Annotated in this window: 8 protein-coding genes; 2 read left to right on the forward strand and 6 right to left on the reverse strand. The window is 60.2% G+C overall.

Annotated features, from left to right (window positions below; genetic code table 11):
* The first annotated feature begins 406 nt into the window (after nt 1–406).
* Nucleotides 407–583: a hypothetical protein gene (locus tag KW824_RS16250; RefSeq protein WP_005333052.1), complete on the forward strand. Its 177-nt coding sequence runs from the start codon at nt 407–409 to the stop codon at nt 581–583.
* An 806-nt stretch (nt 584–1,389) separates the two neighbouring features.
* On the opposite strand, the gene KW824_RS16255 is transcribed toward KW824_RS16250, so the two are convergent.
* From KW824_RS16255 to KW824_RS16280, 6 genes are all read right to left on the reverse strand, one after another.
* Nucleotides 1,390–3,123, reverse strand: a complete 1,734-nt coding sequence (locus KW824_RS16255; protein ID WP_218410318.1) for a methyl-accepting chemotaxis protein — start codon at nt 3,121–3,123, stop codon at nt 1,390–1,392.
* A gap of 58 nt (nt 3,124–3,181) precedes the next feature.
* Nucleotides 3,182–4,192 (reverse strand): galactose/methyl galactoside ABC transporter permease MglC, encoded by a 1,011-nt coding sequence (gene mglC / locus KW824_RS16260; RefSeq protein WP_041206572.1) that lies wholly within the window; start codon nt 4,190–4,192, stop codon nt 3,182–3,184.
* 16 nt (nt 4,193–4,208) lie between these two features.
* On the reverse strand, nt 4,209–5,729 hold the full coding sequence (gene mglA, locus KW824_RS16265) for a galactose/methyl galactoside ABC transporter ATP-binding protein MglA (protein WP_043128650.1): 1,521 nt from the start codon (nt 5,727–5,729) through the stop codon (nt 4,209–4,211).
* Between the two features lie 53 nt (nt 5,730–5,782).
* The gene (mglB, locus tag KW824_RS16270) at nt 5,783–6,769 is read right to left on the reverse strand and encodes a galactose/glucose ABC transporter substrate-binding protein MglB (protein WP_041206574.1); all 987 of its coding nucleotides are present in this window, start codon (nt 6,767–6,769) and stop codon (nt 5,783–5,785) included.
* Nucleotides 6,770–6,990: 221 nt separating this feature from the next.
* Nucleotides 6,991–10,032 (reverse strand): beta-galactosidase, encoded by a 3,042-nt coding sequence (locus KW824_RS16275; protein ID WP_218410319.1) that lies wholly within the window; start codon nt 10,030–10,032, stop codon nt 6,991–6,993.
* A gap of 577 nt (nt 10,033–10,609) precedes the next feature.
* Nucleotides 10,610–11,614 carry a substrate-binding domain-containing protein gene (locus KW824_RS16280; protein WP_005328123.1) on the reverse strand — a complete coding sequence of 335 codons (1,005 nt, stop codon included), beginning with the start codon at nt 11,612–11,614 and terminating at the stop codon, nt 10,610–10,612.
* 217 nt (nt 11,615–11,831) lie between these two features.
* Here KW824_RS16280 and galE point away from each other — a divergent pair, with 217 nt between their 5' ends.
* A complete protein-coding gene (galE, locus tag KW824_RS16285) occupies nt 11,832–12,845 on the forward strand; it encodes a UDP-glucose 4-epimerase GalE (RefSeq protein ID WP_218410320.1) in 1,014 nt (337 codons plus the stop codon).
* Nucleotides 12,846–12,886 lie beyond the last annotated feature (41 nt).

Raw genomic sequence — 12,886 nt, forward strand, 5'->3', positions numbered from 1 at the left:
ATTAAAAATAACCAATAAAATCAAATGCATGCCTTTTTGTTATTTTTTGTTTGAATTTTATGCGTTCATCCATGCATTTATCCTCATAAATGTTCCCTTACCTAACCACATAAATAGTCATCTGCATCCCTTCGCCTGAATAATCCATCTCTTGTCCCAGATCATGGCATCGGCGCCAACCCGCACGGACAGCCCTCCGCATCAGGGTGCTCATCACATCTCCTTTATATGGATATGCATTCTGATCGCATCCTGACGATGCTTTTCTCACCAGGCCCATTGCATCCAGGTTTTAAAGTTTTTTCATTAGTTGAATTTATTGCGCCACCTTGCGCAGCTCCCCGGTTCGCCTTAACTCAGAAAGTGATCAGGATCACGCTGTTTTTCTATCACCAAGGAGATAACCATGAAGATCAAATCGCTGTTTCTGCTCGTCGCCCTGGTTCTACCCATGGTCCCGGCTCTGGTTCAGGCCCAGGGTGCTCCCGCCATGCCGCTGGTGGTGTGCCATGTTGACCAAGCCCCACAGATGCTGGTGCCCGCCTACCTGTGCCAATGGTATGGTGGTCAGCAACATCACTGATACTGCCCCCAGGGGGAGGATCCCTCCTCCTGGTTTGTCAGCGTCCCACGCCGGTATACCCCTCCCCCGATAGCCAGCTCCTGTTAGCCGCTTCCGGCCAGCAACCCCATGCAACCCTCCGTGTCCCCCCTCCCTCAACCCGACCCGGCACAGGCGCCTCCGACCTGGATGCTGCCGGCCCCGGCTCGCCTATCCGCGATCGACTCTGACCCTGGTGACTTTTCTGAACCTCAGTTAAACGAGCTGTGAGACATTCGCCATGACAGGTGTAAGCCAAGCGCCTCAAAAATTCTCGCCATAGTCGGAAGATAGGCGCAAAAAAACCGCACTTAAAAAGCACAAGATACTGATCCAGAACGAAATAATATCATTATCATTTCTCGAGAAACGAGTTTGGCAAAAACGTTTTTCAACATGCCGTTGTCGTCCCCCGGGAAATCCTTATAGTTACTCCTGCACGGACGCAATGAAGTCGGTCAGGAAGACTGGCTGCCAGGGTTGGGCAAATGGACTCACCACAGGATGTGGTAAAGGACACCTCCCAGGACGGAGAAAGTGCGACGGGAACGGATGACTCGTCAGGCCATGATGGCTAAAGGACACCCCAAAGGATTGGGAAGGGGAAACCTAAAGGAAGAGGTATAGTCAGGGATTGCAGGGAGCAACTTCGTTCAAGGATATGAGCGATAAGACTATCGGGGGCGACGCAAGTCGCCCCCATCTTTTTTGGGCGTTTTTCACGCTTTCCCGGTGCGCTGTCACCCTGACCACGGTGGCCAGGGTCCCCACCACCAGTCCAACCGACCTTATTCCAGCCGGAAGTGCCCCACTATCTCCCGCAGCCTGTCATAGGTGTGCTGCATCGAGGTCGAACTCTCCACCGTCCGCTCGCCATTGCCCTTGAGCTGGGTGATCACCTCGGCGATGGCGCTCATGTTGCGGTTGATCTCTTCGGCGACCGCACTCTGCTGCTCCGCCGCCGTGGCGATATGGCTGATGAGATCGTTGATCTCCACCACTTCCCCCGCCATCAGATCCAGCGACGCATTCACCTTGCTGGTGTTCTCTGCCGCATCCTGACAGCTCTGCCGGGTGTTGCCCATGGCCACCACCACTGTCTGGGTGCCCCGCTGCAACCGGGTCAGCATGGTCTGGATCTCTGCCGTGCTCTTCTGGGTACGGCCCGCCAGGGAGCGCACCTCGTCGGCCACCACCGCAAACCCGCGCCCCTGCTCACCGGCCCGGGCTGCCTCTATGGCGGCGTTGAGGGCCAGCAGGTTGGTCTGCTCGGCGATGCCGCCGATGACCCCCAGGATGGAACCTATCTGCTGCACATCCTGCTGCATGGCGGCGATGGAGTGGGCCGTGGTCTCCACCTCGGTCACCAGGGCGGTCACGCTGGCCATGGCCTGATCCACCACCCGGCGCGACTGGCTCGCAAGCTGCTGGCTCTGGCCGGTGAGCTGGGCCGTGCTGGCGGCACTCTCCGATACCGAGACCGCGGTGCGGCTCATCTCGTTGATGGCGGTGACCACCTGCTCGGTCTCCCGCACATGATCCGCCAACAGTCCCTGGGCGGAGCCCGTCTGACTGGCCAGCCCCTCGATGCCGCTGTTGAGCTGGCCGCTGGCTTCCCGTACTTCTCCCATCATCTCCTGCAGCCGCTCGATGAAGCGGTTGATGCCCGCCGAGATCTGGCCGAGATCGTCCGTGCTGGTCACCGTCAACCGGCGGGTCAGATCGCCGCTGCCGCGAGAGAGCTCCAGCACCAGATCCCGCAGGGAGAGGATGGGCCTATAGGCCACATTGAGCGCCAGCATCGCCAGCACCATCACCACTATCGCCACGCCGAACAGCGCCATGATGATCTGGCCGTTGAGGGACCGGGTCATGGACCGGATGTAATCGAGATCCACGTAACCGGTCAGGGTCCACTGACTGCCACGGATATCCAGCTTGTTGGGACGGCTCTCCGTCTCTCCCTGGGGCTTGCTGCTGTAGAGTACCTGGCCCTGACTGTCGCTCAGGGAGAAGTAACGCCCCTCCCCGCTCACCTTCGCCAGCAGCGCCTTGAACTCGCTCATGTCGAGGTAATAGAGATAGGCGGAATCGGCACCACGGGGCACCAGGATGGAGATCACCGGCTTGCCGTCCAGTTGCTCCAGCGGGCTGACGGTGATCTGGTTGTTGGCGGCGGGGATCAGCTTGCGCAGAGCCTCGACCCTGGCCTTGTCGTCGATGACCCCGTTCACGTCGAACGCCATGTCACCGATCAGCTTGACGATGTTGTGAAAACCGGTCTCCTGCAGCGCCTTCTTGACGCTGGTCACCCCGAGGTTGAGATTCGCCGCCAGCAGCACCTTCTGGTTGATGTCACCGGCCAGCTTCTCCTTGACCAGGGTGATCTGCTCGTTGATGTTCTGGGTCGCCTGGGTGCGGATGTAGCCACTGATGAAGTGATTGACGCTGAACCAGGCGGTGCCGATGGTGACCAGGATGGCGAGCAGGAGCAGAACGTTGATTTTGACTTTGAATGGCATGGGGTGGGTCCCTCCAAATAGAAAGGGCCGGAACATGACCGGCCCTTTCTGCCAATGCTTACTTCTTCTTGGCGTACTTCATTGAGTCCAGGGCAACCGCCAGAATGATGATGCCGCCCTTGATGATGAACTGCCAGTAGGGGCTGACCCCGATATAGGTCAAACCATAGTTGATCAGGGTAAAGATGAGTACCCCGGTGATGACACCGGCGACAGTCCCTACACCACCGGCAAAGGAGACACCGCCCACCACGCAGGCCGCGATGGCATCGAGTTCATACATGAAACCGAGGTTGTTGGTGGCGCTGCCGATCCGGCCTGCTTCCAGCATGCCGCCGAAGGCGTAGAAGACACCGGCCAGGGCGTAGATGATCACCAGATTGACCGCCACGTTGACGCCGGAGACCTTGGCAGCTTCCGGGTTGCCGCCGATGGCAAAGATGTTCTTGCCAAAGCGGGTCTTGTTCCACAGCACCCAGACGAAGACGCTGGCGATGGCCGCATAGAAGGTCAGGTACGAAAGCTTGAATCCTCCTATCCGGATAAAGCCCTGCGCGAAGCTGGAGAAGCGAGGGTCGAAGCCAGCCACCGGAGAGGCACCCACCGAATCAAAATAGAGGGAGTTGATGCCGTAGACGATGATCATGGTGCCCAGAGTGGTAATGAAGGGCGTCACGTTCAAGTAGGCCACGATCAGGCCGTTGACCAGACCGATCAGCGCACCCACCGCACACACCAGCAGGATCACCGCCGGAATGGGTACTTCACCCAGACTGGGGAACACCTTGTTGACGTTGGTCAGGGCCTGCAGCATGGTGGCCGCGATCAGCGCCGCCAGACCGACCTGACGACCGGCCGACAGATCCGTCCCCTGAGTGATGATGATCCCCGCCACCCCTAGGGCGATGATGACCCGCACCGAGGACTGAGTCAGGATGTTGCTGAGGTTGGTGAGGCTGAGGAAGGATGGCTCCTGGATCACGATAACCATGAGCAGCACCAGCAGCACCAGGTAGATGGCGTTTTCCTTGAGCGCCTGCATCAGATTGAAATTTTTAGCCGACTCCATAAATGTCTTCCTGTCTCTAGAGGTACAGAGATGCCAGGCGCAGTATCTCGCTCTGGTCAGTTTCTTTGGTATTGACGATCCCGGCGACCCGGCCATTGCTCATGACCATGATGCGGTCGGTGATCCCCAGCAGCTCGGGCATTTCGGACGAGATGATGATGATCCCTTTGTCCTTCTTCGCCAGCTCCAGGATGAGCTGGTAGATTTCGAACTTGGCGCCCACGTCTATGCCCCGGGTCGGCTCATCCAGCATCAGGATCTCCGGCTGGGTCAGCAGCCAGCGGCCTATGATCACCTTCTGCTGGTTGCCCCCGGAGAGGGAGCCAATCTGTGTCTGCTGGGTCGGTGTCTTGACGCGCATGGAGTCGATGACCCACTGGGTATCGCTCTTCATCTTGTTGTCGCTGAGCAGCCCCATGGATCCCTTGTAGTTGTCCATGTTGGCGATCAGGGAGTTGAAGGCGATGTCGAGACGGGAGTAGATCCCGGTGGAGCGGCGCTCTTCCGTCACCAGGGCGAAGCCGTTCTGGATCGCCTCATGGGCGTTGCGATTGGCGACTTCCTTGCCGTGCAGCTTGATGACACCGTCGCTGTGATCGCGGATACCGAACAGGGTCTCGACGATGTCGGTGCGCTTGGCCCCCACCAGACCGGCGATGCCGAGGATCTCCCCCTTGTGCAGGTTGAAGCTCACGTCCTTGATGGAAGGCTGATTCTTGGCCGTCAGGCGCTCGACTTCGAGGATCACCTCTTTCGGCTGGTTGGTTTTCTCCGGGAAGCGCTGGGTCAACTCACGACCGACCATCATGCCGATGATCTGATCCATGGTCATACCCTCGAGCGGCTGAGTCGCCACCCACTGGCCATCCCGCAATATGGTGATCTCGTCACAGAGCTGGAAGATCTCCTCCATCTTGTGGGAGATGTAGACGATGCCGCACCCCTTGTCCTTCAACTTGTTGATGATCTTGAAGAGGTGGTTGACCTCTTTCTCGGTCAGGGAGGAGGTGGGTTCGTCCATGATGACGATCTTGGCGTCATAGGAGAATGCCTTGGCGATCTCGATCATCTGCATCTGGGAGACGGAGAGGGTGCCGACCTTGACCCTTGGGTCTATGTCGATGTCCAGTTCGTCGAAGATGCGCTTGGTGTCGTCATACATTTTGCCGTGGTCGATGAACCAGCCCTTGGTGGGGTAGCGACCGAGCCACATGTTGTCCATCACGGTGCGTTGCAATACCAGGTTCAGCTCCTGGTGCACCATGGATACGCCATTTTCCAGCGCCTCTTTGGAAGAGGTGAAGTTGATCTCCTCGCCCTTGAAGAAGATCTTGCCCTGATCCTTCTCGTAGATGCCGAAGAGGCACTTGAGCAGCGTGGACTTCCCTGCGCCATTCTCGCCCATCAACGCATGCACAGAATGAGGACGGACCCGTAAATTGACATTATCGAGTGCCTTGACGCCAGGAAAGCTCTTACTGACGTCAATCATCTCCAACAGCCATTCTGATTGTTGCCGTGTTGTCATATCAGCCATCACATCTGGTTGAAAAAAGGGCAAGGGGATCTCCCTTGCCCTGAGGGGAGGAATTACTCGAATTGGGACAGGTTGTCTTTGTCTACGCCCACGTAGGCAACGCGCACGACCTTGTTGTCGATCTTCCAGTTGGTGCCTTCACCGGCCGGCTTGCCTTCAGCCAGATTCTTGGTCAGCTCGAAGGTCGCCTTGGCCTGGTTGGCCGCATCGTTCAGCACTGTACCCGCCATGGCACCGCTCTTGACCATGGCCAGGGCTTCCGGCAGGGCATCGACGCCGAACACCGGAATGGCAGTCTTGCCCTGGGCTTTCAGGGATTCAACAGCACCCATTGCCATACCATCGTTGTTGGCGATGACCACTTCGATCTTGTTGGCGTTGGGGCCGGAGATCCAGGCGTCCATCTTGTCTTTCGCCATGGCGGTATCCCACATACCGGTATCCATGTGCAGCTGTTCGGTCTTGACGCCGCCGTCATTCAGGGTCTTGACGACGTAGGTGGTACGGGCTTCCGCATCCGGGTGGCCCGGCTCGCCCTTGAGCAGCACGAACTGGATGACGCCATCCTTGTTCAGATCCCACTCCGGGTGTGCCTTCCAGTGCTTGGCGATCAGCTGGCCCTGGATGATCCCTGACTCCTTGGAGTCGGTACCCACGTAGTAGGCCTTGTCATAGCTGGCCAGATCGGCCGCGCTCGGTTCCTTGTTGTAGAACACCACGGGGATCTCGTCGGCACGGGCTTTCTCGATCACGACAGGGGCCGCAGCCGGGTCAACCAGGTTGATGGCCAGCGCCTTCACGCCCTTGGCCAGCAGCACGTCGATCTGGTCGTTCTGCTTGGACTGGTCATTCTGGGAGTCATTCATCAGCAGCTCCACACCGGGATTGGCTACCGCTTCCTTCTCGATGGCCTTGCGCACTACCGCCATGAAGTTGTCGTCATACTTGTAGACGGTGACACCGATACGGGTATCGGCCTGGGCTTGTGCTCCCGCCATCAGTCCCATCAGCAAGGTGGCAACTGTCGTGAGTTTTTTCATTGTTATGCTCCGATCTCTAATATCTGTATTTGTAGGGAATGCTGTACACCGTTTGAACTGGCGCCAGCCTAATGTAATCAGTTTGTTGTGTGACGGTCTGTGATCATGGCAACAAAATGAAAACGTTTACACTCTGTTACATAGAAGCAATATTGTTAAAAATTAAATAGTTATGTAAGTTAAGGCCTCCTTCGAAGCCTCACCATCCAAGACTAGTCCATCTAGCGAAAAATGCAGTTCCAGCTGTAACTTCCAGGCAACAACCAGAATTCAGGCCGCACGCTCTGGCTCCAGGAGTCATCGCCCCCTACACCCATGTGGAAACCATCCAGACAGAGGTGTACTCCCCCCTGGGCCACCAGATCGGTCTGATGACGGGCCTGGGCAAGCTGTTGCTGGCTGTAGTGGCTGACGCTGAAGTGGAACTTGCCCTCGATGCTCACCTCTGCGAGCCGCAGCTGACGGGTATCGCAACGCAATCCGTTGTCGGTCGGGAACACATAGGGGGTGTGCAGGGCCACAATCGGCAGCTGCCAGCGATGGAGGTCGGCGGCAAGCAGCCTGTCCGGGTAGTTCTCGTGGGGACCGCGCCCCAGCCAGCTCACTTCGTCGACCTCGCCGGCCAGCCAGAGCCTGGCGCCGATGCGGGGCAGCGACGGCATGTCGGCAGCGATCTCCACCTCGATGTGCAGCGTCATGACGCCATCGGCATCGAACCTGTGGTGCCAGCGGGTCAGTATCTTCAGCTCGTCGGCCACGAAGTAGCCATGAAGTACCGTGATGAGACCCTGAGCCGGGCTCGCCTCCAGGCCGAGGCAGCGGTGCTGCAGATCATTGAGCCCGGCCTCCTGCCAGCGGGCAATCCAGGCATTGGGATCCGCGTGATCCGCCTCGCTGGTGCCGATGTCGTTGTCAAGTGGCGCCCGGTAGAAGTGATCGGCGATGACGTCACGCAGCTGTTCACGGCCCTGCTTCTGCCAACTGCTGATACGGCCGCTGGCCTTGTCCAACCGCCACTCGCTGCCCGCAGCACGCACCAGCCAGTGGTCAGGCTGCTCGCTCAAGGGGGCGGGAGCCCGGGTAACGGGCATGGCCAGAGGAGTCGGCAGCATGCATTGCTGGCGCGCCACCTCGTGACCCGCCCCGACCCAGGCCGTGGCGGTGGGCTGCACTATGGCCAGATCCAGCCAGGCGAGGGCGCCCGCGGCAAAGCCGGGCAGCCGCTCCAGCAGGGTCAGCGTTGCCCGTCCCTGAGGCGCGAGCGCGAGCGGGCACTCGCCCTGGCTCAGCACCACTCCGTCCTCCAGCAGTTGCCAGCGCAGCACTTCGTTGTCCGTGGGGCGGAACAGATATTCGCTATGGACCTCCACCGTCAGCGGCTTCTGGCCTACCAAGGACAGCACGAAGGGTTGCTGGGCCCGCTTCGCCTCGAACAAGGCGGGATGCGGCGTGCGATCCGGGAACAGCAGGCCGTTGCAGCAGAACTGGCGATCGTTGGGAAGATCGCCGAAATCACCGCCATAGGCCCAGAAATGACGACCATTATCGGCCATCTTGTCTAGCCCCTGATCCACCCAATCCCACACGAAACCGCCTTGCAGACGGGGATGATCGCGAAACGCCTGCCAGTAGTGGGCGTAACCCCCCAGGCTGTTGCCCATGGCGTGGGCATATTCGCAGAGGATCAGCGGTCGGGTCTCTTCCGGCAGACCTATCCACTTGGCCAGCGCCCACTTGGGCACAGCCGGGAAAGGCTGATCCTGATGGGTGCGGGCATACATGGGGCAGATGATGTCGGTGGCCGGGGTATCGGCTCCACCCCCTTCGTACTGGACCGCGCGGCTCGGATCGGCCCGTTTGACCCACTGGTACATGGCGTCATGGGCCGGACCATAGCCGGATTCGTTGCCCAGCGACCAGATGATGATGCTGGGGTGATTGAAGTCACGCGCCACCATGCGGGTGACCCGCTCGAGGAAGGCGTTGCTCCAGGCGGGATCCTGTGCCAGCCGCCCCATGGGGGTCATGCCGTGGGTCTCCAGGTTCGCCTCGTCCACCACATAGAGGCCGAGCCGGTCACACAGTCGGTAGAACTCGGGATGATTGGGGTAGTGGGAGCAGCGCACCGCGTTGAAGTTGTGCTGCTTCATCAACCGCAGATCCTGCTCCATGGCGGCCGGGGTCACCACATGGCCCAAGGCGGGATCGTGTTCGTGGCGATTGGCGCCGCGAATGAGCAGCGGTTGGCCGTTGACCCTCAGCAAGCCGCCCTTGATCTCCACCGCCCGAAAACCCACGTCATGGGCCTCGCTCTCGATGGGCTCGTCCTGCTCGTCCAGCAGGGTCAGGGTCAGTCGATACAGATGCGGCGTCTCGGCGCTCCACTTGTGGGGAGCCGCGACCTCCAGCCACAGCTCGGCTCTGTCTGTGTAGGCACCCTTCTCGTCGATGGGGCCGGTACCGAGGGGCTGACGCAGGCGGGCAACCGGCTGCTCACCGAAATAGAGGTTCGCCTCCACCGCCAGCCCGGCGCCTTCATTGACCTGCAGCGCCACCTTGAGACGGGCATCCCGGTAGCAGGCGTCCAGCACCGGGGTCAGCCGCACGTCCAGCAGCCGGCGCTCGGGTTTGTGCAACAGACTGACGGAGCGGAAGATGCCGCTCATGCGCCACATGTCCTGATCCTCCAGATAGGAGCCATCGGACCAGCGCAGCACCAGCACGGCCAGCCGGTTGGTGCCTGCCTGCAGGAAGTCGCCGAGATCGAATTCGGCGGGCAGTCTGCTGTCCTGGGAGTAACCGACCCAGCGGCCGTTGCAGAACAGATGGAAGGCGCTGTCCACCCCGTCGAAGATGATGCGGGTCTGACCGCTGGCCAGCCAGTCGGCGGACAGTTCAAACTCGCGGGAATAACAGCCGGTGGGATTCTCTGCCGGCACCCGGGGCGGATCGCAGGGGAAGGGGTACTTGATGTTGGTATAGATGGGGCGATCAAACCCCTGCAGTTGCCAGTTGCCAGGTACCCTGATGAGGGTCGAGTCGGGCAGATCCTCGTTCAGCCACTTCTCGGGCACCAGCTCGGGGGCCCCGAAGAAGGATAAACGCCAGTCGCCGTCGAGCAGCATGCGGGACGGCGAAGGGAGCCCGGCACGGGCATCGGCCTCGCTGCGCCAGCTGAACAAGGGGGTATGGGCAGGCAGACGATTCACCGAGGTAATCGCCTGGGTCTGCCAGTCCTGACGGGCCACTATCTCCCTGAGCATTCTTCTCTCTCCCTGCATGAACGCCGATAACGCATGCAGTGTAGGGGAGTTTTGCCCGATGATCGGCGATCCCGCTCACACAGATGTAAACGATTACACCTGTTTTGTTAAGTAAAACAGAGTAAAAATTAGCTAAATGAGGGTAAAAGATCGCTCCGTAGGATAGTCAGGCTGAAACAGGATGATCCGGACGGGGGAACCGTGGAAAAAGAGAGAGATATCGAGTTTCGAGTGGCGACTTTTAGGGCGAGTCATCAGAGGCGGCTACTCAACTGCCTCCAATCCACCGTCAGAAGGCGGCAAGAAACATCACCTTCAGAGTCTGGGGAATGCCATCGGAAGGCGGTTGAGCAGAGACAGACGGGCGCCATCAAGCGGCAGTTGAACAGGGGCGTGGGCGTCTATCGGTGGCTCAGTCCCCACTCCACCGCCATGACAGAGGCAGAGGGCACACCCGATGGGTACGACCGAGTGGCGGTTGATTAGAGACTGGGGCGCTTCGCAGCAGCATGAGCCAGTAGACATGCCCCAACCGCCGTCACGCCACCGCCATGACGGCGGCAAGGAGACGCAACGATCAGAGCCTGACGGGCGCCACCGAGTGGCGGTTGATAAGGGTCGGGGTGTAGATCCGGCTCTGCACCGTCTCGCTCTCCCCTGCGGCGAGTTGCAACGCCAGCTTGGCGGCCTGGGCGGCCATCAGTTCGATGGGATAACGCATGGTGGAGAGCTTGGGCCTCAGGTATCTGGCATAGATGATGTCATCGAAGCCCACCACCGAGACCTCTTCAGGCACCTTGAGACCATTGTCTGCCAGTACCGAGATGGCGCCTGCCGCCATGGCATCGTTGTAGGCCACCACCGCCGTGATGGGCAACCCCTTGGCCAGCAGGTTGAGCATGGCGCGCTCACCGCCCTCTTCATTGGGCATGCCGCTCTCCACCAGCTCGGGATCGGCGCTCAGGCCCGCCTCGGCCAGGGCATCCTGATAACCCTGATGGCGCAGCATGGCATCCTCGATGGCATGATCCGAACTGAGGAAGGCGATGTGGCGATGCCCCAGTTCCAGCAGATGGCGGGTCGCGGTGGCGGCTCCCTGCCGGTTGTTGAGGGCGATGCAGCGGCCCCTCAGACCCGGAATGTCGCGGTTGATCAACACCATGCCAGGGGCCCGCAGGGCATAATCGATGAGCTCCTCGTCGCTGAGCGCCTTGCTGTGCACCACCAGCGCCTCGCAGCGCTTGCCGATCAGCAGATCGATGGCTTCCCGCTCCTGCTGGGCGCGGTGAAAACCATTTCCCATCAGCAGGTGCAGCCCCTGTTCCACCGCCACCCCGGCGACCCCCTTGACCAGAGCCCCGAAGAAGGGATCTGCCACGTCACCGACCACCACGCCCATGGTGTCGCAGGTCTGGCTGACCAGGGCCCGGGCGTTGGCGTTGGGGGTGTAGCCCAGTTCGGCCATGGCCTTCTGCACCACCTCGCGGGAGGCGGCACTGGCCTTGGGTGAGTTGTTCATCACCCGTGAAACCGTTGCCACCGATACGTTGGCCAAACGGGCGACATCCTTGATGGTGCTCATGCTGTTTTCACTTATTTCACGGTTCGATATGGCGCCATTATACCGAGCAATGTCACTGATAACAGGGGGGAAAGCCATGTCGATGCATTTATCGCCACGCAAGGACGTGTAAACGTTTCCATCTATTTGTTAACCGGTTCACAGTTTACCCGCCAGCCCCTCGGCTAGACTCCTGCTCAGGCTTTCCTTGCGTGAGGCACGAACGGTGGAGAAGAGGATGAGAGTACTGGTGACCGGCGGTTGCGGCTATATCGGCAGCCACACCTGTCTGGCCTTGCAGGCGGCAGGCATGGAACCCGTGGTGGTGGACAACCTCTGCAACAGCAAGGCCGCCGTGCTGACACGGGTCGCCGCCATCAGCGGGCAACTGCCCCACTTCTATCAGGGGGACATCCGTGACCCGGCACTGCTGGACAGCATCTTCGCCGAGCAGCAGATCGACGCCGTGATCCACTTCGCCGCCCTAAAAGCGGTCGGCGAATCGACCCGGATCCCCCTCGAATATTATGAGAACAACCTGAGTGGCACCCTGGTGCTGCTGCAGGCAATGAAGCGGGCCGGGGTTCACAACCTGGTGTTCAGCTCCTCGGCCACCGTCTACGGCGACCCGGCCAGCACCCCCATCCGGGAAGACTTCCCGCGCAGCGCCACCAACCCCTATGGCCGCTCCAAGCTGATCATCGAGGAGATCCTCGAGGATCTGCAGGCCGCCGAGCCCCACTGGAGCATGACCCTGCTGCGCTACTTCAACCCGGTCGGCGCCCACGAGTCCGGTACCCTGGGGGAAGATCCCCAGGGCATCCCCAACAATCTGATGCCCTATATCACCCAGGTGGCCATCGGCCGTCGCGACTGCCTCTCGGTCTTTGGAAACGATTACAACACTCCGGATGGCACCGGCGTGCGCGACTACATCCATGTGATGGATCTCGCCGAGGGGCACGTCAAGGCGCTGCACCACTGTGCGGGGCGAGGCGGCGTCCACCCCTACAACCTGGGCACCGGCCAGGGCCAGAGCGTGCTGCAGATGGTGGCCGCGTTCTCAGCCGCCTGCGGCAAGCCACTGCCTTATCGCATCGAGCCCAGGCGCCCGGGCGACATCGCCGAATGCTGGGCCGATCCCGCCAAGGCACAGCGCGAACTGGGCTGGCATGCCACCCGGGATCTCGCCGCCATGTGCGCCGACAGCTGGCGCTGGCAGTCCGCCAACCCGAACGGTTACGAGGAGTAGGCCTGCCGGCCTGCCCGTTACGATTTTCTCAACTCATTGAC

Source organism: Aeromonas sp. sif0611, assembly GCF_019218845.1.
In the GTDB taxonomy this organism is placed as follows: Bacteria; Pseudomonadota; Gammaproteobacteria; order Enterobacterales; family Aeromonadaceae; genus Aeromonas; species Aeromonas media.